The organism is Streptomyces sp. ADI95-16 (assembly GCF_003721495.1).
Classification (GTDB): domain Bacteria; phylum Actinomycetota; class Actinomycetes; order Streptomycetales; family Streptomycetaceae; genus Streptomyces; species Streptomyces goshikiensis.
This window is the reverse complement of sequence record NZ_CP033581.1, coordinates 5,164,926-5,185,678: the sequence shown is the minus strand read 5'-3', so window position 1 is coordinate 5,185,678 and position 20,753 is coordinate 5,164,926. Positions and strand designations below refer to the sequence as shown.

Annotated in this window: 20 protein-coding genes; 17 read left to right on the top strand and 3 right to left on the bottom strand. The window is 64.3% G+C overall.

The window, feature by feature from the left end; translation table 11 throughout:
* The 17 genes from EES41_RS23285 (at position 1) to EES41_RS23210 (ending at position 18,985) form a co-directional block, all read left to right on the top strand.
* Positions 1 to 1,002 carry a hypothetical protein gene (locus EES41_RS23285; protein ID WP_123080172.1) on the top strand — a complete coding sequence of 334 codons (1,002 nt, stop codon included), beginning with the start codon at positions 1 to 3 and terminating at the stop codon, positions 1,000 to 1,002.
* 141 nt (positions 1,003 to 1,143) lie between these two features.
* Complete coding sequence (locus EES41_RS23280; RefSeq protein ID WP_123080171.1) at positions 1,144 to 1,719, top strand: phage gp6-like head-tail connector protein; 576 nt, start codon at positions 1,144 to 1,146, stop codon at positions 1,717 to 1,719.
* Positions 1,720 to 2,039: 320 nt separating this feature from the next.
* Entirely contained in the window at positions 2,040 to 2,399 is a 360-nt protein-coding gene (locus tag EES41_RS23275; protein WP_123080170.1) for a hypothetical protein, read from the top strand.
* Positions 2,389 to 2,781, top strand: coding sequence for a hypothetical protein (locus EES41_RS23270; protein WP_123080169.1), 393 nt, complete (start codon positions 2,389 to 2,391; stop codon positions 2,779 to 2,781). Before EES41_RS23275 ends, EES41_RS23270 begins: the two co-directional genes overlap by 11 nt.
* Positions 2,782 to 2,952: 171 nt before the next feature.
* On the top strand, positions 2,953 to 3,570 hold the full coding sequence (locus EES41_RS23265) for a hypothetical protein (RefSeq protein WP_123080168.1): 618 nt from the start codon (positions 2,953 to 2,955) through the stop codon (positions 3,568 to 3,570).
* An 84-nt stretch (positions 3,571 to 3,654) separates the two neighbouring features.
* Positions 3,655 to 3,951 carry a hypothetical protein gene (locus tag EES41_RS41560; protein WP_164495925.1) on the top strand — a complete coding sequence of 99 codons (297 nt, stop codon included), beginning with the start codon at positions 3,655 to 3,657 and terminating at the stop codon, positions 3,949 to 3,951.
* Between the two features lie 17 nt (positions 3,952 to 3,968).
* Complete coding sequence (locus EES41_RS23255) at positions 3,969 to 4,355, top strand: hypothetical protein (RefSeq protein ID WP_164495924.1); 387 nt, start codon at positions 3,969 to 3,971, stop codon at positions 4,353 to 4,355.
* Between the two features lie 96 nt (positions 4,356 to 4,451).
* Entirely contained in the window at positions 4,452 to 11,042 is a 6,591-nt protein-coding gene (locus tag EES41_RS23250) for a CHAP domain-containing protein (protein ID WP_123080166.1), read from the top strand.
* Between the two features lie 28 nt (positions 11,043 to 11,070).
* Positions 11,071 to 12,324, top strand: coding sequence for a siphovirus ReqiPepy6 Gp37-like family protein (locus EES41_RS23245; protein WP_123080165.1), 1,254 nt, complete (start codon positions 11,071 to 11,073; stop codon positions 12,322 to 12,324).
* Between the two features lie 3 nt (positions 12,325 to 12,327).
* The gene (locus EES41_RS23240) at positions 12,328 to 13,332 is read left to right on the top strand and encodes a phage tail domain-containing protein (protein ID WP_123080164.1); all 1,005 of its coding nucleotides are present in this window, start codon (positions 12,328 to 12,330) and stop codon (positions 13,330 to 13,332) included.
* Positions 13,333 to 13,345: 13 nt separating this feature from the next.
* A complete protein-coding gene (locus tag EES41_RS23235) occupies positions 13,346 to 14,389 on the top strand; it encodes a hypothetical protein (protein WP_123080163.1) in 1,044 nt (347 codons plus the stop codon).
* Positions 14,386 to 15,141 (top strand): hypothetical protein, encoded by a 756-nt coding sequence (locus EES41_RS23230; RefSeq protein ID WP_123080162.1) that lies wholly within the window; start codon positions 14,386 to 14,388, stop codon positions 15,139 to 15,141. Before EES41_RS23235 ends, EES41_RS23230 begins: the two co-directional genes overlap by 4 nt.
* 73 nt (positions 15,142 to 15,214) lie before the next feature.
* Complete coding sequence (locus EES41_RS23225; protein ID WP_123080161.1) at positions 15,215 to 16,018, top strand: hypothetical protein; 804 nt, start codon at positions 15,215 to 15,217, stop codon at positions 16,016 to 16,018.
* A 248-nt stretch (positions 16,019 to 16,266) separates the two neighbouring features.
* Entirely contained in the window at positions 16,267 to 17,151 is an 885-nt protein-coding gene (locus EES41_RS23220) for a hypothetical protein (protein WP_123080160.1), read from the top strand.
* Entirely contained in the window at positions 17,148 to 17,705 is a 558-nt protein-coding gene (locus EES41_RS41555) for a hypothetical protein (RefSeq protein WP_164495923.1), read from the top strand. Before EES41_RS23220 ends, EES41_RS41555 begins: the two co-directional genes overlap by 4 nt.
* 33 nt (positions 17,706 to 17,738) lie before the next feature.
* Positions 17,739 to 17,954: a hypothetical protein gene (locus EES41_RS23215; protein ID WP_123080159.1), complete on the top strand. Its 216-nt coding sequence runs from the start codon at positions 17,739 to 17,741 to the stop codon at positions 17,952 to 17,954.
* Between the two features lie 62 nt (positions 17,955 to 18,016).
* Positions 18,017 to 18,985 carry a peptidoglycan-binding protein gene (locus tag EES41_RS23210; RefSeq protein ID WP_123080158.1) on the top strand — a complete coding sequence of 323 codons (969 nt, stop codon included), beginning with the start codon at positions 18,017 to 18,019 and terminating at the stop codon, positions 18,983 to 18,985.
* 340 nt (positions 18,986 to 19,325) lie between these two features.
* Here EES41_RS23210 and EES41_RS23205 read toward each other — a convergent pair whose 3' ends face one another.
* The 3 genes from EES41_RS23205 to EES41_RS23195 form a co-directional block, all read right to left on the bottom strand.
* The gene (locus tag EES41_RS23205) at positions 19,326 to 19,523 is read right to left on the bottom strand and encodes a hypothetical protein (RefSeq protein ID WP_123080157.1); all 198 of its coding nucleotides are present in this window, start codon (positions 19,521 to 19,523) and stop codon (positions 19,326 to 19,328) included.
* Positions 19,524 to 19,620: 97 nt separating this feature from the next.
* Positions 19,621 to 20,010 carry a histone-like nucleoid-structuring protein Lsr2 gene (locus EES41_RS23200; RefSeq protein WP_164495922.1) on the bottom strand — a complete coding sequence of 130 codons (390 nt, stop codon included), beginning with the start codon at positions 20,008 to 20,010 and terminating at the stop codon, positions 19,621 to 19,623.
* Positions 20,011 to 20,113: 103 nt separating this feature from the next.
* Positions 20,114 to 20,728, bottom strand: a complete 615-nt coding sequence (locus EES41_RS23195; RefSeq protein WP_123080155.1) for a hypothetical protein — start codon at positions 20,726 to 20,728, stop codon at positions 20,114 to 20,116.
* Between the last annotated feature and the right edge of the window lie 25 nt (positions 20,729 to 20,753).

Here is a 20,753-nt window from a genome sequence, read left to right as displayed (position 1 = left end):
TTGGCCTTCCTCAAGGACGCTGGTCAGCGTCTCAACTCCGCAGTACAGGGCACCTTCTCCCCCGAGATCTGGACGGCGCAGCTCCTCCAGGACCTCGGACAGCACTCCATCCTCTCGTCTCCACTGATCGTCAACCACTCCTACGAGGGTGAGTTCAAGCGTGGCGGCGACACCATTCGGATCCCGCACTTCCTCGACACGGTCGAGGACAAGGGCGTAGTCAAGTCGTACGGCGAGATCGGCGAGGCCGACCATGCAGAACTCGACTACATCCGCATGACGGTCCAGAAGGGCAGCAGCTTCCATCTGGAGGTCGACAGCCTCGACCAGCTGTTCACCCAGCCCGGGATCGACAAGATGACCGAACTGGTACGGCAGCGCGCCAAGCGCACGGCTCGGTCGCTTGATCGCCTCGTCGCGGACACCATCGTCCACGCAATGAACGGCAAGGACTACAACACCGCCGAGGCTGGCGTCATCGACGAGACGAAGATGCTCGACCTGCACAGCAAGGTTGAGAAGATCGAGCGCACCGCCAAGGATTCCGCCTACGACATGATCCTTGAGGCGCTGATGCAGCTCGACTACATCGAGGCCCCCGAGGACCGCTACCTGATCATTTCGCCGTCGCTCCGCAAGGAACTGCTGAAGGATCCGCAGTTCATCAACGCGAGCTTCTACGGCGGCCAGCCCGTCATCCCGACCGGCCACATCGGTCAGATCCTCGGCGTACCCGTCTACGTCTCAAGCCAGCTCGGCACGGTGAAGACCCCGAAGAAGCCTCTCGTGGAAGCCGCGATCGACAACCTTCGCAACGTGGACATGCTTGTCGGCGCCACCAACTGTGTGTCCGTCGTCATCCCCCATGCCGAGATGGCGGCGTACAAGCCCGAGAAGAAGTTCACCGACGCGATCAAGAGCCGCGTTCACTACGACGCGAAGATCGTGCGGCCTGAGCAGCTGATCGCGGTCGGGCCGAAGGGCACCGCCCCTTCTCCGTAACCCTCTCTCCGCCTAGCGCCGTGGCGGCAATGCGCGCTGCAGAACCCGCCGACGGCCGGAGAGAGGACGTTTCCCTCGCCACGGACAGCCCTCCGCCGGCACCCCGTAGGACGCGCCGCAAGGCGGCACCGAAGGAGGCTGATGGCGATCAGCCTGGCGACGCTTGAGGACGTTGCCGACCGCCTTGACCGTCCACTCACCGACGACGAGCGGACCCGCGTCAGCTCCTTCCTCCTCGACGTATCGGCCCTGATCGTGGACCACTGCGGCAGGGACTTCAGGTTGCACGATGACGACCTGGTTCGCCTTGACGCCGTCGCCGGGCCTGAGCTCCGGCTTCCTCGCTCCATGCTCCCCCTTGCCTCTATCCATGAGGTCAGGTGGAGCAACGGGTCACTGATCGACGACTGGTCATTCAGCAGCCGCTCACTGTGGCGTGCACGTGGATGGCGTCCGCCCGCCGGAAGCCGCTTTCTGGGAATCGCCGTGCGCGCCTCGTACGGATACGAGGCCGTGCCATCGACCGTCATTGCCGTTGCGTGCGCGGAAGTACTGCGCTGGATGACCGTTCAGCCCGGAGTCACGAACGAGCGGATGGGCGACCTGGAGGTCTCCTACGGCGCGACCGCTCCGACACAGAGCCTTTCAGCAGCAGCAGAACACGCCCTTCGCCGGTACCGGCCCCGCATCACATCCACCAACGCAAGAGGGTCCTGATTGCGCTTTGCCGACATCCTTGAGATTCACCGCGCTCCCATCGTCACCGACGCGTACGAGCGCCGTCGCGACTGGTCTAGCTCCCGACGCATCTGGTCAGGACCCGCCAGCGTCCAGCCCCACGCGCAGACCGCCGATCACGATCCGACGCGTGGCCTGAGCTCCACCACATCGACCGCCTACCTTCCCTCTTCGGCTGAACCGCAGCGGGGTGATCGCGTTCTATTCAACGGCGATTGGTACGACATCTCACACGAACCCATCCGCCGGGACAGAGGGCGCCTCCGACACGTAGTCGTCCACCTGTGGGGCGTGCAGCCATGAGCCGCGCTCCCTACGAAATCGAGTGGGACCACCGGGCGTTGCTGCGCCTCGAAGGCAGCACACAAGCGGCTGCGGAGGTCGAGAAGGCCACCCTGCGTATTGGGCGCCGTTACCGAGCTCTGCTGGCCAAGTACAACCGGCGTCGGCCCAAGGGGAACCGCACCGCGGCAGCAATCAACGTCCGCACGTCCATATTCTGGCACCAGGGAAGGCCCGTCGGCCTGATCTTTCCTGACGCGGATGTTCCCGCGAGTGCCGCCCACGCGATGCACCTTGAGTACGGGACGAAGAAGGTCGAGGCGAAGCACCCCCTTCGCGAGGCCGTGCACCGAGAACGGCGCACGAATGACAGCTGACCCCCTGGTCGTCCTGCACGCCTACCTCACCGGCCTGCCCGAGACCGCGGGCATAGCCGTCTCCGCTTCGATGCTCGACAAGCAAAAGGGTGCGCCCGCCGTGATTCTCGACGGAACCGGCGGCTACCGCGTGATCCGCCACCGGCTTGATCGGGCGGACATCACCGTCAACACCTATCACCGCTCCATGCGCGAAGCCTCCGATCTCGCCTACTCACTGCGCGAGCGCCTGCTCAACGAACTTCCCGGCACGGTGGCCGGCGGCGGACAAGTCCTCGACGTATCTGAGATCCATTCCCCCTTTCACCTCCCCGACCTCGATTCGGGCGAGTACCGGTACGTCGGCGCAATCGCGCTCTTCTTCACCACATCCCACGCCTGACCCGCTGCCCGTGCACCACGCACCGCGCGTTACTCGCGGTGGCCGCAGGGGTCGTGAGGCAGCGCAGGGGGCCGTGCCGCCCATCAGTAACCCACTCCCAGCGGAGTGCGCCGAACAGGGTCGCAAGCCCGCACGGCCCCCTTCCCCCACCTCCCAACGAAGGACACGCCTATGCCCAATGACGCCACTCAGATCCGCTTCGCCCCCAAGGGCAAGCTCTCCGTACACTTCGGCGCCCTCCCCACTGCCGCGCTTCCGAAGACCGTGGACGAGGACCTCGCCAGCCATGGCTTCATCGAGCTCGGCTACACCAGCGAAGACGGCACGGAGATCACACCGAAGATCGAAACGGAAGAGCTGTCCGTCTGGCAGTCCTCCGTTCCCGTACTTCGATACGTGAAGAGCGCGGCCTTTCAGATCAAAGCCACCCTGATGCAGGTCAACGCCTCCACCACTCAGCTGTTCTACGGCGCCGAATGGGTCAAGGTGACCCCGACGAAGCCCGGCGCCCGCGACCAGTACCGCCTCGACCTCGCGTCGAACCCGGACCTCGCGGAGATCTCCCTCGTTGTCGACTGGTCCGACGACGCAGCTTCCTACCGCGCTGTTGTCGGCCGCGCGATGGTCAGTGACCGCGGTTCGATCTCGCTGACCCGGACGAAGAATCAGGGCCTGGAGATCACCGTCGATGCCCTCGACAGTGACGGCTCGCTCGGCTACTTCCTCACCGACGACCCGTCGATCTCTCCGGCGCCGCCCGTCATTCCCCCGGCTCCGAAGCAGCCGTAACCCGCACGCGCCCCACCTATTGATCTAACTCCCCCTTGGGCCGTTCCGGCGGACCTCTTCCCGCTCTACCTACGGAGATTCCACATGGCTGCCACCACCGCTAAGAAGTCCACCACCGCCGCCAAGAAGGCCGAGGCCGCCAACACGAGCACCTCGTTTGACTTCGAGGGTGCAACGTTCACCGTCCCCTCTGCCAAGAAGCTCCCCTTCGCCGTGCTGGAGGCGATCGAGGAGGACCGCAGTGAGGTCGCGATCATCCGCGCCATTGTCGGCCCTGAGCAGTGGGTAACCTTCCGCAACCTGGCCACCGACATTGAAGGCTTCGAGGTCTTCGCCGAGCAGGTAGCGGCGGCTGCCGGTTTCGGTGACTCGGGAAACTGATCCGAACCCTCACCGTGGTGAGGGATTACAGCGATGCCCTGGAAGCAGACCTGTTGGAAGTCTTCGGCATCGACTTGCTCGACCTATGGACAGGACGGCTGTCGCTACGGCGGCTCCACGTACTGATCACATCGCTCCTTGCCCGACAGGGATCTGGCGCCCTCGTGGTCGCCGTCGACGAATCGGCCATGTGGAGCCACGAAGCCCACATCCTGGCTCGCATCTCCGACGCGCTCGAAGCCGCCAACTGGCTCTTCATCAGCGCCAACTCGTCGCAAGACACACACCTGGATCCGCCCGAACCAATGTGGCGCCCTGGCATCGAACCCGTTGAAGCTCCCGCGCCGGCCATGGCTAGCGGGGCCGAAGTCGCCGGATGGTTCGCCGGGATTAGTGCACTTTAGAAAGGTACCAACTTGGCTGGTGAGGACGCGGGAATTCCCGTAGCGCGGGCCAAGGTCCCAGTTACTCCCACCCTGGACGAGTCCGGTGCTCGCCGGATGCAGCAGGAGACCGTACGCGCGGTCGGCCGTACCGCGGATGAAGCGGGAGCGGCCTTTGAGCGCGGGTTCGTTCCTAAGGTGTCCGCAGCCCTTGAGGGCATGGTCACCGAATCGACCGAAGCCGGTCGTCGATCCGAGGCCGCCCTCAAAGCGGCGGCAACCCGTGCAGCGCAGGCGCAGGCCAAGGCCATTGACTGGGTGGTCGAGAAGGAGGGCCAGGCCGTAGCGGCTGTGGTCCGGCTTGCGTTCGGTGCCGCAGATGAGAAGCACAAAGCCATGCTCGGCCTTTCGGCTCGGCACAAGCGCGTGCTCTCCACCATGGGCTTGGAGGAGGAGAGCGCGGTCAAGGCGATGGTCCGCGCTTCTCAGCTTGGCGAAGCCCGCAAGGCAGAAGCGTTCAAGGAGACCAGCCTCCAGTACAAGGCCGTGCTGCGAGAGAACCAGGCCGCCTTGACCGCCAAACTGCGCGAGGGTCTCCGTGACTACAAGGCCGCGAAGACTCAGGAGATCGCCAGCGAGCGCGAGGTAACGCTTGCGTACAAGGCCGAACTTACTGAACGGCTATCAACCCTTCGCACGGAGTTGGCGGCGGCTACCCGGGCGCAGGAAGCCGCATCGGCAGCACAGGCCGGCATGGCGACCGCAGTTGCCACGCGGTGGCGTAAGAGCTCCCAGCAGATCGAGGCCTTCGGCACACACACCGCCGAGTTCGCCGCGCTGATCAACCGTAACGTGGTGCTGCCGCTGGCCACCGCAGGCGGCATGGCCACGGCCTTCGGCATCAAGGCCACAGACTCCTTCGACAAGGCTGCCAACAGTCTCGGCGGTCTCGGCGTATCGATCTCCTCTGCCAAACTACTGCTCAACGACCTTCAGAAATTTGCGATCAACTCCAGTTTTTCGCTGGAGGATATGAACGAGTTTGCGCCCCAGTACGTCAGGATCCTGACCTCGCACGGGTCGAAGCCGGACGATGCCGCCGCTCAGTCCGAAGCGCTAATCAAGGCCATTGCCAATAATGCAGCTAAGGGCGGTATCACCGACCCTGAAAAGCTGGCGCGCGCAATGCAGCAGGTTGCCTACATCCTGGATACCGACAAGCTCACACTGAGGAATCTTAAGCCGTTCGAGATGGCTACGAACCTCAGTATGCAGCAGGTTGCAACCATGCTGGGCTATAAGGACAAGCCCGGCGCGTCCAGGGGTAAGGGCCAGCATTACAGCAAGGGCTCTGACGGCAAATACGTCAAGGACAACGACGGCGAGTTCCTTCAGGACGGCTTCCAGGACGGGAAGCCGAACTATGTCAAGGACAAAGCCACGGGCAAGGGGCTTTCGGCAAGCGCTCAGCTTATGGCTGATATGACCAAGAGCCAGGCCCCTAGCGGTCACGCATTCATTGAGGCTCTGATCAAGTCAGGCATCCCGATTGAGGACGCGGCAAAGAAGGCTCAGAACGCCACCGTAAAGGGTCGCCTTCAGTCGATGAAGGAGAGCTTTCAACGGGACCTTATGGGGCTCTTCGCGAAGCGCGATGAGAACGGCAACTTCGAGCTTCAGCGTGATTCCGACACCGGGATGCAGACGCATGTGAAGACCGAGCTTTACGAGAACGTCCTCAAGGCTCTCGACGGGCTCAAGGATCTCTGGCAGATCAGCTTTCCCGGCATAAAGGTGGCTGCGGTCGCCTTCGTAGATGGCGTACTAAAGGTCATCGATATCGCCACTGGTACCGTCGAGTTTATCCGGGATCACCCCGCCCTGGCCGGCGCGCTCAAGACCGCTGCCGAGTTTACGGTGAAGGCGCTTCCGCTGCTGATCGGACTCGGCCTCGCCGCTAAGATCCTTGGCAAGTTCGGGACCATCATCGGCGGCGTCGGCAGTACGGCCAAGCTGCTCGGCTCCGCCATTGGCGGCGCGGCCAAGGGTGCGACAGCTGCTGGTCGAGGTATCAAGCACACTGCTTCCGGGGTCGCGTCCCGACGCGGTGGGGGCAGCTTCCTGGACGGCTACCGGGGGTCCCGTACTCGCTCCGCCGAAGCCCGCGAGAACGGATGGGACTGGGCTAACCAGGCTCGACGCCAGCGATCCAATGCGGCTGCCCGCTGGCGTAACGGCAAGGTGGAGACCGTTCGCGGCTACGCCCGAGCAGCCGTTCAGGCTGGCTCCGGTGGTCTGATCGACTTCGATCAACGCGACGCCCGGCGCCGAAGCCGAGATGAGTTCCAGCTCAGGGATCGCCAGCTGCGCAACCGGCGCGAGCGGATGCCCCAGACTGCCGAGTACGCGGCCGAACATGTGCGTACGGCCCGAGGCATACGAGAGAACCGAGCACAGTGGCGCGAGGAGCGACGGTCAACCCGGCGGCGTGAGCATGACCGTTACACCGATGCCATCGACGGCATTGCTCAGTCTCGATCCCGAGGCGATATCTCCGCCGCGGAGGGTGATTCCCTTACGAGTCGTCTCCGGGATCAACGGGACCAGGAACGGCGCGAACGGCGAAGCAACGCCCGTCGCGGCGCGGGCAATCATTTGCCGGCTGTGCCCATGCCGGAGGAGGAACGCCTCAAGCTCGATGTCTCCGACGCCGAGAAGGCCGTAAAGGTTCTCCAGGACAAGATCAAGGCCCTGGACCTGGAAATCAGGCGAGTCAACGACGTCCGTCTGGCCCACATTCAGACGGAGTTCGACGGCTCTCCACAATCGCTGTCGAACGTAGCCGTCAAGGCCAAGGACGCGATCGACCACATTCGAACCCTCGGCATCACCGCCCTGAACAGCGCAGATGTAAACCAGCTGCGGGGGCGACTGGCAGGGGCCGAAGGCGGGTCCCTTGAGCAGTCCGCGGCAAGGGCAGAAGGCGCTATCAAGGCGATCAAGACGCAAGGTCTGGATCCCCTGAACGGGGTCACCCTTGCTGCTGCCGAGTCGGAACTGAACGGTGAAACCGCGTCGCTCAGCTCGGCCGCCTCCGGGGCCGAACATCACGTGAGCGCCGTACGGTCTGCGATTACTGATCTTAATCAGACCGCCTCGACGGCGCAGGTTCGCCTTGAATTCGAAGGCGCCGAGACGTCGTTGCGCGCTGCCGTACAGAATGCCAAGGCAGCCGTGACCCGACTCAGTACGGCAATCAGCGCTCTTAACAGCATTGACGTTGAGGGAATCAAGGACAAGTTCAACGGCGCCCGCAGCGTGAAGACGGCAGTAAACGACGTCAAGAACGCGGTCGGTGTTCCGTCGGCGAAGTCCGGCCTGAACCCGGCACTGAATAAGATCAATAACGTCTCCTACCGTCAGGCGGAAGAGCGGCTCGACGATCTGAAGAAGAAGGTCGAGGGCGTCACCGCTGCCACTGCCCTACTTGACGCCGCGCTCAAGGATGTCGATGACGCCACCGGCGGTGGCGGAAGGGATGGCAACGGGGGCGGGAACGGCGGAGGAAAGGGCAAGAAGGGCAAACCTTCCGCTAGCCGAAGCGCCGCACCGATGTCAGCTCCGCGCGTTCGCGGATTCGTCAACACGGGCGTTCACGCATCATTCGGCGGTGGCTCCATTGGCGCTTCCGCGGGTGCGAGTGGCGCTACTGCGAGCGCTGCCCCTATGGCTCGTTCTGCCGCTGCACCCATGGCGTTCAAGTCCGCTGCGCCGATGGCACGCTCCTTCATGGCCGCACCGTCCATGGCTCGCGCCGTATCAGCACCTGCGGCCGGCCGTGGTGGTCACAGCGGAGGCGGTGGCGGTGGAGGCGGAAAGTTCGGCAGCCTATTTGGCGGCCTGGACGAGCTCCGTGAGCTCCTGGACCTGTCGAGCCTCGCCCGTACCGCTACGGCGGCAATCGGAGTGGACAAGGCCACGAGCGGCCTGGGCAACATGGGCAAGGGACTTCGTTCCTGGGTTGGCTCCAAGGTCACCTGGGCCGGTGGGCGCTTCTCCGGCCTGCCCGATGGCCTGACTCAGTGGCTCACGAAAAAGATGCCTCCGTGGCTCACCAAGCAGCCGGAAGGCGCACCCTGGACGCAGCTCGCAGGCCTGGCCACCGGAATCGTGGGGCCGGTTGTCGGTGACGCGTTCATGGAGGACGTTTATCACGGCCATGGAAACATCATCGGCCGTGCGGGGCGGATGGCCAGCTCGATCTTCAGCATCGACACCCTTGGTGAGGTATTCGACAACCTGCTGGACCTCCTGAAGGAGGTTTGGACGGGAGTCAAGGAACTCCTCTCCCTTGCGGGTCGGTTCCTGACCGACCCCGTCGGGGTCCTAGGCGATCTGAAGGACTGGGCGACCGACGAGTTCGGCGGCTTCGTGTCGATGTTCTCCGACGGTTGGAAGGCCGTGCAGGCCATCGACAGCCCGTCCGAGTACGCCAAGGAAGTGCTAGCCGACCTGATGGAAGGCCTCAAGGAGGCCCTTCCCAACATGGAAGGCCTGTTCGATTTCTCCAAGGGCTACGCGACGGGCGGCGTCGTACCGGGATACTCCCCCGGCCGCGACAGCGTACGAGCGATGCTCAGCCCGGGTGAGGCCATCCTTCGCCCGGAGATCACTCGGATGCTCGGCACGGACCAGATCGACGGCATGAACGCCGCCGCGCGGGGAGGCAACTTCGCGAGCCTGGCAGAGCTGATCGAGCGCATGTGGCGCACCCTGATCCAGCCGTCCTTCGTCGCCATGTCTCAGGAGGTGAAGACGGACCTATCTCCCACCACCGAGGCATACAAGGCCACGGCGGTGGACACCTGGGGCTCGGCCGGAGCGGCAGTCAAGTCCGCCTGGCAGCAGGACGCCCTACCGGCGATGACCGCCTGGTCCTCACACGTGCGCGGCGATCTCACCCAGTCGGAACGTGAATTCCTCAACGTCCATCAGGGCATATGGCTCAACGCGGCTGCCCAGGTGGACCGGGCAAAGGCATCCTCGATCACGTCGTTCGGAACGCTTACGGGCGGGCTGTCTGCTCTTCAAGGGACCTTCCGCTCCGCCGGATCAGACATCCAGGAATCTTGGCGCTCCGCCATGTCCTACGTCGATTCGTCTACACGCTCGACCCTCAACGGCGCCTACAACTCCGGTGTGGTCTCCATGACTTCGGCCATGGCATCCCTCGCCGGTTCTCCGGCGCCGCTGAAGCCGCTGCGGTACGCAACAGGCGGCATTGTCCCCGGGTACGCTCCGGGCCGCGATACCGTTCCCGCTGTCCTTAGCCCGGGTGAGGGCATCCTTCGCCCGGAGGTCGTTCGAGCCCTGGGGCCGGCCACCATTCACGCCTGGAACCGATCGGCTCGCCTCACTGGTAACGCCTTCGCCCATGGCGGGATCGTCCAGCCCCTCAGCTTCAGCGGGAATGCGGGAAGCTCCTGGGTCAACGACCACAAGAACGACCCCTTCGCGGGGTACACCGATGCCCTTGAGCACGGCTGGTCAGAGACCGTCGAGGCCATGACTCGCGCAGTGCGCGAAGCGTTCGCCACCGCCGGTGCACTGAACTCCGGCACGGTGACCGCGCTCAAGGGCTCGGTCCTGTCCTGGGGCAAGTACATCGATGACCACGTTGGCGGCGCATCGGCAGTCGTCAAGCATGCGCAAGGCGAGCTCGGCTACACCGAGTCGGGGCCGAACCGGGTCAAGTACAACGAGTTCAACGGAGAGGAGTGGTGCGCAGACTTCGTCAGCTGGATCGTGGACAAGGCGGGCGCGAACAGCTCGTATTGGAACTCCCCGACGGGCACGCCGGCCAACCGATGGCCGTCCGTATCTACGTGGAATCACGAAGCCGCGGGCTCTGAGGTATCCCCCGGCAATGCCCGGCCGGGCGACCTCGTGTCCTTCCGGAACGGCGGCCATATCGGCCTGGTCGAATCGGTCGCTTCGGGGGTCCTGCACACGATCGAGGGCAATACCGGTCCTAGCGTTCGGCGCCTGACGCGTGCCTTCGGCGATCCGGACCGGGTGCTCCGTCCTCGCGGCGGACAGGCTGAGGGAGCATCGTTCTCCGGCTGGCCCGGCGCCTACGCCACAGGCGTTGGAATCCCCTCTGCCGGTGGACTGGACGGCGGCACTCCTGAGCAGAACAAGGCTGTGGCCCGACAGCTGCTCGGCCAGATGGGATGGGGCAGTCAGTTCGGCGCCCTCGACGCCATTTGGACCAACGAGTCCGAGTGGAACCAGTTCGCCAAGAACCCCAGCAGCGGCGCCTACGGCATCCCCCAGTCCCTGCCCGCCAACAAGATGGCATCGGCCGGTTCGGACTGGCTGACCAACCCCGTCACGCAGGAACGATGGGGCCTCGGATACATCAGAGAGCGCTACGGCTCACCCGAGAAGGCGTGGGACTTCTGGAAGCGCAACCACTGGTACGCCAAGGGCACCCGCGCAGCCTCCCCCGGCCTGGCCCTGGTGGGCGAGGAAGGGCCGGAGCTGGTGGTCATGCAGGGCGGTGAGCGCGTGCACTCCGCCCGTGACACCGCCTCCATGCTCGGGGGCCGGAACATCACGGTGAACATCACCGCCGCACCCGACGTGCCCACCGAGGAGACGATCCTTCGCGCGCTGGAGCGTGCACACCTGATGTACGGCCTTTAGGGCAACCACTGAAGCGGGGCAGGAGCAAATGCCGCTCCTGCCCCGCTTCTCAGCAGAGAGGAAGCCCTTGGGGGAGTATCGGATCATCGTCCGCGACAAGGACTTGGTGCCCATTGGCCAGATAGACGACTACCTATCGTTCGAAGCGACCTTGCGGCACTGCGACGTCGGCACATGGACGATCAAGATCAACGCGGGCCGACCCCACGCACGTCTGCTTCAGCCAGGTTGCGGGATCGTCGTCTACCGCGACGGGGTGCCCCAGCCGATCACCTCCGGCCCAGTGCAGAGCATTCAGAAGTACTGGACCGTCGACACGGATTCCGGGGACGGCGCACTGTTCGTTTCCGGTGTCGATGACAACACCCTCGTTGCTTCGCGGCTCGCGCTTCCCGACCCCGGCAGCAGCGTTGAAGGGCAGACGAAGGCAGCAGACGCAGCGACCGATCGCGAAGCGGCCCACGCAATCCAGACCCTGATTGCTTGGAACGCAGGACCGTCCGCTCTGCCCGAGCGGCGCTCCAAGGGCTACGTAACTCCCGACGTTGCACGGACCGGACCAAGGACACCGTTCTCCGTCCGCTTTGACAACCTCAAGGACGCGATACGGCCCATTGCTGAGGCCGGCGGGCTGGGATGGCGCAACACGTACGACCCAGACAAGCGCCTCATCGCCCTTGAGATCTACCCGGTCCAAGACCGGCCCGAAGTCCGCTTCAGCCCCGAGCTCGGCAACCTCAAGCAGGTCGTCTACTCACAGACGGCGCCCAAGACGACGCGGGCGATCGTCGCAGCCCAGGGGGAAGGGCGTGACCGCTGGATTCGCCAGTACGTGGATACCGCGGCCGAGGAATACTGGGGTATCACGGCCGAGACGTTCATCGATGCTCGCGACATACCCCTCATGCGCAAGGACGGAAAGGCAGCCCTGGCGGGCGAAGTCGAAGCTGGTGTCACCATCCAGACGGCACAGGCCACGATGGATCAACGCGGAGCAACCGCCCTGGCGGACGGCCAGGCCACAGGCAACCTTCAGCTGTACCCCATTGATACCCCCCGTTGCACCTTTGGCCTGCACTGGCGCCTTGGCGACCGTGTGACGTGCATCGTCGACGGCGAAGTCCATCAGGACATCGTCCGCCAGGTCACCATCTCGGACTCGGCCGACGGCTCGACCATCACGCCGAACATCGGCAACCAGGGCACCGATCAGCCCACCAACGTCTTCGCCGAGATCAAGGCGCTGTGGCGCAAGCTCAACCAGCTCAGCACCAGGATGTGACCCTTGCCGATTCCGGCCTCATACAACCAACAGCCCGACGCTGGCGGCACGGTCCTCCCCGACCACCAACCCGTCCGCTGGCCCCGCACCTTCGTTACCTGGACCGGCTCCAACGGGGACGTCATCCCCCTGACTGGCGACATCACCGGCCGCGAATCCCCAGCAGGGATTGCAATCACCAAGGGCCCGGCCGGCATGGGAATGCCGACCTTCGACCTCAAGGCCGACCAGTTGCCAAACATGGCTGGCGGCCTCTTTCGTTCCGCGCGGGCCACCACCCGAGACATCACGATCCCCCTGATAGTGCGCGGCATCGACCGCACCAGCACCGTACGGATGAACGGCCGCCTTCTTCGAGCGCTCGATCCTTACGCCGGACCCGGATGGATCACAGTCACCGAGGGCGACGGCGTCGCCCGCCACCTTGAGTGCTACTACGTCTCCGGCGCCGAAGGATCCGAAGCACAGGAGAACGCGGCCTTCACCTGGTTCCGTCACGCCCTGGTGCTCCGCGCCATGGACCCCTATTGGTACTCCAACGCCGAGCGTCAACACGACTGGTCGGCGGGCAACGGGCCGCTGCTTCCCTTCCTCTCTGGTGGGTCCTATCCGGGCTTCTTCCCCATGCGGATCACCAGTGCCGGACTCGGCTCTGACGGCCTGGTCGACGCGGTCAATGACTCCGCGGTGGAGGCCTGGCCAGTGTGGACGATCTACGGCCCCTTGTCGGGCCTCAGCCTGGCGAACACCACAACAGGCAAGACCTTCCGACTCCGCGAGGAGGCAATCCTCCCCGGTGGAAAGGCGCTGACGATTGACACGCGGCCCGGTATCAAGTCGGCCGAGATCGACGGAGTGAATGCCTGGCCCAAAGTCCAGGTCGAATCCCAGCTCTGGCCGCTACGACCCGGGAAGAACCGTATCCGCGTGACCGCAGCAGCCGTCAGCGCAACCACCTTGATCCGCATGCACTACGTCCCCCGATACCTCTCCTACTCCGGGGGCTGACCGAAAGGACCCATTGGCAGAGACCTCCTGGCCCTCCTCGCAGGGCGACGGGCAGCGCGTTGACCCTGCCCGCTGGCAGTCGCTCATCACCCCCGGGACGGTCACGGGCGTGATCGGCCGCTGGGGCGATTCCGCGCTGTCCGTATCCGTGTCCACATCCCAGGCTGGAGCTGTGGATATTTCGCCCGGCCGCGCATTCGTCAGGGGCGTGGTCTATCAGGCCGATGCACCTGTCACTCTCGCCCTCAACACGCAGACCGAGCCTCTTCCCCGCATCGACCTCGTGGTCATCGAGCTCGACATACCCAACAGCAAGGCCTCCGCCCGAATCCTCAAGGGGCAGCCTGCCCCCGCTCCTGTAGCCCCCGGAGTCCGTCAGACAGATGGCGGGATCTGGCAGTACCCCCTTGCACAGATCACTGTCCGGCGAAGTCAGACGGCCGTCGAGTCCATCCGGGACGTGCGCACCCTGGTGGACGGCGGACGTCCACCTGCCGTAGCCACCACGAACGTTCCGACCAACCCCGTACCCGGCGATCTTGCCTACTACCGCAGCGAGAACACCGGCGCCGAAGAACTGCACATGTACGCGGCCAACGGCGGATGGTCCATTGCGGGCAGCATCGGTAAGGCCCGCCCGTACACACCACAACTCACCTGGTCCGGTGGCAGTTACAACGCCAAGGGCATGTACCAGTGGCTCAGCTCGAACACGATGCACGTCACCGCCAACATCACGAACACCGGCAACACCGTATGGGGGCCGGGCAATGCCATCGGCGTCTCTCTGCCGACCAAGGCGCGAGGCGGCCTTTGGCAGGTGCTCACTTGCTCCCTCCTGAACAACAACCAGGGTGCCGGCCAGCCCAACGGCGGGGTGCCCAACTACCAAATCGGCACGGCCTTCATAGTCGGTGGGTCCACGTGTCAGCCCGTCCTTCAGACCATCTGGGACAACTCAGAGGGAGGCGACTGGTGGGAACGCTTCCCACCCGGCGCAACCATGATCATCTCCGGCGCCTACTCAGCTGATTACTTCTACGAGGGGAACGCATGAGGTATCTGTTCGGCGGAACGACCGACGCAGCAGCCGAGACCTCCACCGGTGCACGCCTCCCCGGTTCAACCGGCACCGTGTGGAATTCGGCAGCCTCCGACGCACAGCAGCTCATCGACCTGATCGACACCAACGGCAATCCGCTGTCGATGCTCACCGCGGACAAGAACGGCATGGTTCCCCCGTTCTTCGGTCCCGATGGCGTCCGGTACGTATGGGCCGACTTCGGCGCGGGACGGTACATGCTCCTGCCCACCGACACTCGGACCGTCGTCGACGAGCACACCCAAGGCTTGGACCCGCACGGAGATCGGGCCTACGCGAACTCCCTCTTCGACCGCGCGATCCCCAAGACGGGCGCCACGCTGACCGTGGACGCCAAGAAGAACCTCCTCACCGCCAAGGTGCCCAGCGCGGCAGACAGCGCTGGTTCCGTCCTCAGGGTTTCGGACGGAACAACGACGTTCACCCGGATCCTCAATAACGGGACGGTGGTGATCGACACCGTCGGAGCCGCCACGCCTCTTGCCCTCGGCACACCAGCCGGCCAGGCGACAGGCAATCTCATTACCGCCGTCAACGGGAAGGCCTCGGCTGCTGGCACGGGGTCGGTATTCACCGTACGCACGGACGGCTCGGTCATCGCGACTGGCACCGTGACGGCCAAGAACATCGGCGGCAGCCGGGTCTTCTCCGGTACGCAGCCGCCGGAGAATCCGCAGATGGGCGACGTCTGGATCCAGTTTGGCTAACACAGCACAAGTCTGGAACGGCACCTCGTGGATTCCCGCCTCACCCCGGTTCTGGACAGGTACGACCTGGGCAATGGCCACTGCGGCCCCCCGGATGTGGACCGGCGGCGATTGGGCCACGGGGCGCCCTCAGCCGGTCGAGTTTCCGCCCTACGCAGGCGGCACGAAAGGGTCGTTCACCAACGTCGACACGGCCACGCTTGCGCTACCCCCCACCATCCAGCTCGGCGATACCGTCGTGTCGATCTGCGCGTCATACAGCGAATCCGACCCTACGCCCCGGACCCGGCTGGCGGCGTCGAACGCCGTGGAGACGGAAGTAGACCCACTGCGGAGCGCCAGCTCGGCAACGCTGGACCCAACCAAGATCCGTCTGAAAGTCAGCGTCTTCGAGTGGAGCGCCGGCAAGGGGCAGTCGGTGAGCTGGCAGGTTTCCTCACAGCCCGACACCAACGCAATCATCATGAACCTCACCTACCGGCAGGCGGATACCTCCCGCCTCCCGGCAACGCCGATCGTCGACTACAAGACGGCGATGGACGCCGATCGCATCGCCTTGCAGGCAGGCACGGATCACCGATCGCTCTACGTAGCGGTGGCCCTATCCCGCGAACTCACGGGCGTTCAATGGCCTGCGGGATTCGAGACACCCCGCGAAGAATTCGGACGCTTCGGGGACATGCAGGTCCACATGATGACCGCAACGACCGTCGGCGCCCCCGCCTCCCCCGGACTGCTCCAGCTAGACGCCACCGTTCCCCAACTTGGCGTCGCCTTGATCACGATCCCCGGGCGCGCCAATCCCGACGGCAAGGGCGTATGGATCCTCGGAGACCAGGCGGCCTCGATCCTCGGCCAGACCACCTACCTGGAGTAGCCATAGCAGCCCCACCCCTACCCACCTGGGCACAGCGTGAAGTCGTTACAGCCGAGAAGCTCACGACCAGAGTCGGCGCCCCTCTGACCTATCTATCCAACCCCCCGCGGATCTCCTGCCGAGGCGCCGCATCCGGGCAGACAATTCCTCGGGGCAGAAAGGTCTACGTCAAGTGGAACAGCGCCTCCCGTCGCGAGTTCGACTCGCCAGACAACACGTGGTTCACCGCCAAGGACACCGGAATCTACGTGGTCACAGCAACGCTGAGCGTCCTCACCGACGTCACACAGTCGGCGGGCGACGGGGTCCTTCTCTACCTTGATCGACGCATAAGCGGCGGTTCGATCTCCTCCATGGCCGTCGTCCGCGAACTCGCCTTCCCTGAAGACGTCCAGGTCCTATCCGCCATCGGCATCGTCCACCTGCGGTCAGGAGACTCCATCGCCGTTGCCTCCTACCTCGACTCAGGCTCACCCAATCCCGCCTACGGCATCCAGACCGGCGAGTGGGAAGGGGTGTTCTCCGCCTTCCTCGTCGGCGCGGGCGCCGCCGGTTTCACCGAGCCGGCCGCCCCGACAGGCAGCCTTGCCGACTGGAACAACAAGGCCCTCGTCGGGCCCGCAGAGCTGACGGAACAGATCACCAACCCCCTCAAGACCCTGTACTCCCCCTCCCGGTTCGCCTGTCGTGCGGTCGTCGACTTCGCCGCCGGATCGAATCAGCGAATCCTCATCCCGTGGGCAACGGCCGTAATGGAAAGCTCCGGGGGCTGGACATATAACGGTAACGGCACTGAGTTCCGCGCACCCACCGCAGGCGTCTACCTCATAAGCGCCTTCTCCTGCTTCACCCGCGATGGAACACTGGGACCATACGGGGCCTACCAGCTCAACCTCCTCCGCAACGGATCGATGGTTGCAGTCCACCAAAGGCAGAACACCCGGATTGGCTACGGGACCACCATCTCCACGAGTGAGATCATGTTCCTGAACGCTGGCGACACCGTTTCTACTGAATTTATGGGAACAGGCACGGGACTGGCCTGGAAGAACGCCCCCGAGAGCCCCAATGAAACCTGGCACTCCTTCTCTGGGGTCATGCTGGCCCCAGCCGCCCAAAGCATGAAAGCGTGACCATAGAAACCACCTGGGATCCGCGCGAACTCGCGGACGCCGCCAAGATGAACGCCCGAATACGTGACCCGGCTCGGACACTGTCGAATCCAATCCGCATTTCCGGGGCAGGCCTAAGTAAGATAAGTAGCATTCCGGGTGACGGCTCGTACCGCACCCTGAAGTGGGATACAAGCGAAACATTCGGCGCATGGACCGTCAGCGCCGACGAAGCCTTCACCACTCCCCAGAGCGGGACCTACTTCGTCACCGCAGACGTCACGGCCCTCGTACCGGCCAACCCCACAGCCCTGCGCCTCGTCTGCATCTCCACCTCATCCACTGGGGCAGAGCGCGAGTGGCTGAGGTCGTACAACAACACCCTGATCCCACGCACCTACCTGACGTGCTCCCTTCGCGGGCTCGTCTATCTGGCCAAGGGTGACCGGCTCTCCTTCCGCGCCAACACACCTCCCAATACGGACCCGTGGGAAATCTCATCTCCCGCACGCCCATCCGGACAGATGAACAACTTCTCCGCTATCTGCATCGCCCCTGAAGCCACAAGCCTGTAAGGCACATCATTGCCCGAAGCAAATGACTCCATCGTGACCATTACCGCGCGCGACATCTACGGCGAGCTACGTACGCTCTCGATCGAGGTCCAGAGAATTGGTCAGGTCATGGATGACAACGCCAGCCGCCTCGATGACCACGAGGAACGAATCCGAGGAATCGAGCAGTGGAGGTACGCCATACCGGCATCCGTACTGACCTCGGCGGCTTCCGCGATCGTGGCTGTAATCCAGCTCACACGCAAGTAGACAACCCCGGCAGACGGCCCGCCACGGCGGGCCTTTTTCATGCCCAGAATAAAGGAGCTCAAATGGCAGTAGCCAATGACATCATCCGAATCGCCAAGGCCGAGGTGGGCTACCAGGAAGGATATTCCAACGGCCACTGGAACAACTGGCAGCGCTATTCCCCCGCCGTGCCCGGCCTCGAATGGAGCCAGAATCAGGCCTGGTGCAGCACGTTCACGTCGTGGGTAGCCATGAAGGCCGGCGTGGCATCGCTGTACCCCCGCACCGCGTCTTGCGCGGAAGGAGTTGACTGGTTCGAGCGGCGCGGACGCTTCACGGAGTACCCGGTCATCGGCGGCCTGGTCTACTTCGGGCCGGGGGGCGGGACCCACGTGGGCATCTGTATCGGCTACACCGCCTCCACGATCACGACCGTGGAGGGCAACACGAACATCAACGGCAGCGCCGAGGGCGACGGCGTGTACCTCAAGACCCGCCCGCGCAAGTCCTCCTACATCTACGGCTACGGCATCCCTGCCCTGCCCGAGGGCGTAGTCCTGGCGGATCCCGAGTGGAAGGGCCGCAACGGAGTTATTTACTTCGGCGAGGAGGCGAGCGAGGCCGACGTTCCGAGCGGTGGTTCCTCTACTCCTCCTCCCACGAATGCGGCTGTCGTGATCGACGGTCTGTCGTACGGTCCGGGCTCTGAGGGCGACCACATCACCGAGCTGGGTCGCATGCTGGTGCGGGCAGGCTGCTCCGCCTACGTCGAGGGTCCCGGCCCCGAGTGGTCGAGTGCGGACACGGAGTCGATGCGCCGCTACCAGATCAAGATCGGGGACGTGGACGACGCCGACGGCATCCCGGGGCCCAAGCAGCTTGCGCGCCTCAAGGCCGACTTCGGCCAGGCCCGCTCGCACACCGTGCAGTCGGGCGACACCCTCTCGGGCATTGCGGCCAAGTACGGCGCCACCGTGTCCCGCCTCCAGGAGCTCAACGACATCGAGGACCCAGACAGCATCAACGTCGGCCAGGTCCTCGAAATCCCCTGAGGAGGACGCGCAATCGCCACCGGAAAGCATGCGAACCAGCGCAGCTACGGCCTGATCGACTTTGCCCGGCGGCATCCTGCCCGCCTGTACGCGGTCGTCGCATCCTGCCTCACGCTGGCCGCCACCTACGTTCCCGGCCTTCCCAAGGATGCCGTCCTGGCCATCCTCGCCGCCCTGCTGTGGGGTGGCGACATCGTCCAGCGGACCGAGAACGGCAAGACTCGCGAGGCCTTGCAGAAGGCCCCGTGAACCACAACGAAGCCCCCAAGGCACGCCACCGCGGCATGCCTTGGGGGCCTTTCTGCGTTTCTACCCGCAGCTGGATGCGAGGCCGGCCAGCCTAGACAAGCACCTTCCAACAGAAGCTGCACAGGAGGGTGCCGCTCTGCTTGCCCTCGTCGGGCTCAAGTTCGCTCGGCCCCCATACGACCGACTCGGCCTTGGTGGGCCAGCTTCGCTCATTGGCGCAGATCTGGCAGGCGTTGAGCGTGCCGAAGTAGTTGCTCGGCCATCGCCAATATTTCTCAGGGCTCTGCATGTGTCCACCTTTCCCGGCCGCCCTGAATAGGCGGCCATGACTAAGGGCGCGACCACCCCCTTGGATGGCCGCGCCCTTATCAAGGCGGACTATTCGGTTAGCTCTGGTCGTAGGGCTTCATATCGACACCGGGGTTCGCCTTTCGGAACGCAGTCACAATGTCGTGAGGGATCCGGCCGGTGTCCGTGCAGGGCAGGTTGTTCGTCTTGGCCCAGTTGCGGATGATCTTCAGGAGTCGGCTCCGCTCAGGGTTCGTGCGCTTCCTCGGCGTCGGCGCCGGGGCCTGGGGCTGGTAGTAGACCTGTTCGGCGTTGGCCGCTGCCCGCGCAAGGAGTTCACGGATTTCGTTGGCCAGGTCAGAATGAGTATCCATCTTGAAGCTGGCTCCGTCGATCGAGAAAAACAGCTTATCGACGTCACACTCATCGATAGGCAGACCGGTCATGTCGTCGGTGTAGTCGATAACCGTCCGGGTCATCCTCGCCATGTCACATCTCCACGTCTCTCTTCTACTGCCGAGCCTTTTGGCTGGCATGGTGCCCGGCCATGGATTTGCACCATGACTTACCCAAGCTAGGCGGGCTTTCCTGCTAGGCTGCCGCTTCTGCGGTCTCGCCCTTCCTGACCGACCTCCTACGGGTCACGGTCTTCTCGGGAGCATCATTCGCTTCCGTCTCCTTGGCTTCATCGGCAACCGCCTCGGAGGCCTCCTCCGGAACTTCGACTACCTCAGCGACGGGTACGAACTCGATTGCTTCGCGAAGCTCCCTCACCTTTTCCGTCCAGAAGGCCTTACCCGTGTCGGTGGTGCACCGCGCCGCGATGTACTCCCACTGGTAAATGGCCTGTTCAGCATCCCTTAGGCCGCGCTTGGCCTCTTCCGCTGCCTTCTTCTCGGGGTCGACGACGTATTCGTCTTCGTCCTCCCAGTCGTCATCGCCGTCCTCGTCGTCCTCGTCAATTTCATCGCTGCCGTTCGAGTCCTCAATGGCGCGACTGGACACCGAATCACTCGTTGCGCCCGCCCTGACCTCGCTCTCGATGGCGGAGGCGCAGTTGACGCAGTCGGCGCCCGGCTCGTAGTCGGCAACGGCGAGTTCGGAAAGCGCGGAGAAGTTGGTCTTCGCGTTGTTCCGAATGAAGACGCACAGGTCGTGGTCTACCTGGGAAGAGTGGGTCTTCCCAGTCGGCGCCGCATACAGCATTTGATCTCCTTATTTTTCGCGGGCA

What these genes read in the sequence shown, in the direction of transcription:
- EES41_RS23265 (WP_123080168.1), top strand. Translation starts at nt 2,953, where the DNA reads ATGCCCAATGACGCCACTCAGATCCGCTTCGCCCCCAAGGGCAAGCTC.
- EES41_RS23280 (WP_123080171.1), top strand. Translation starts at nt 1,144, where the DNA reads ATGGCGATCAGCCTGGCGACGCTTGAGGACGTTGCCGACCGCCTTGAC.
- EES41_RS23270 (WP_123080169.1), top strand. Translation starts at nt 2,389, where the DNA reads ATGACAGCTGACCCCCTGGTCGTCCTGCACGCCTACCTCACCGGCCTG.
- EES41_RS23225 (WP_123080161.1), top strand. Translation starts at nt 15,215, where the DNA reads ATGGCCACTGCGGCCCCCCGGATGTGGACCGGCGGCGATTGGGCCACG.
- EES41_RS23275 (WP_123080170.1), top strand. Translation starts at nt 2,040, where the DNA reads ATGAGCCGCGCTCCCTACGAAATCGAGTGGGACCACCGGGCGTTGCTG.
- EES41_RS23205 (WP_123080157.1), bottom strand. Translation starts at nt 19,523, where the DNA reads ATGCAGAGCCCTGAGAAATATTGGCGATGGCCGAGCAACTACTTCGGC.
- EES41_RS23200 (WP_164495922.1), bottom strand. Translation starts at nt 20,010, where the DNA reads ATGGCGAGGATGACCCGGACGGTTATCGACTACACCGACGACATGACC.
- EES41_RS23245 (WP_123080165.1), top strand. Translation starts at nt 11,071, where the DNA reads ATGCCGCTCCTGCCCCGCTTCTCAGCAGAGAGGAAGCCCTTGGGGGAG.
- EES41_RS23250 (WP_123080166.1), top strand. Translation starts at nt 4,452, where the DNA reads ATGCAGCAGGAGACCGTACGCGCGGTCGGCCGTACCGCGGATGAAGCG.
- EES41_RS23210 (WP_123080158.1), top strand. Translation starts at nt 18,017, where the DNA reads ATGGCAGTAGCCAATGACATCATCCGAATCGCCAAGGCCGAGGTGGGC.
- EES41_RS23230 (WP_123080162.1), top strand. Translation starts at nt 14,386, where the DNA reads ATGAGGTATCTGTTCGGCGGAACGACCGACGCAGCAGCCGAGACCTCC.
- EES41_RS23195 (WP_123080155.1), bottom strand. Translation starts at nt 20,728, where the DNA reads ATGCTGTATGCGGCGCCGACTGGGAAGACCCACTCTTCCCAGGTAGAC.
- EES41_RS41560 (WP_164495925.1), top strand. Translation starts at nt 3,655, where the DNA reads ATGGCTGCCACCACCGCTAAGAAGTCCACCACCGCCGCCAAGAAGGCC.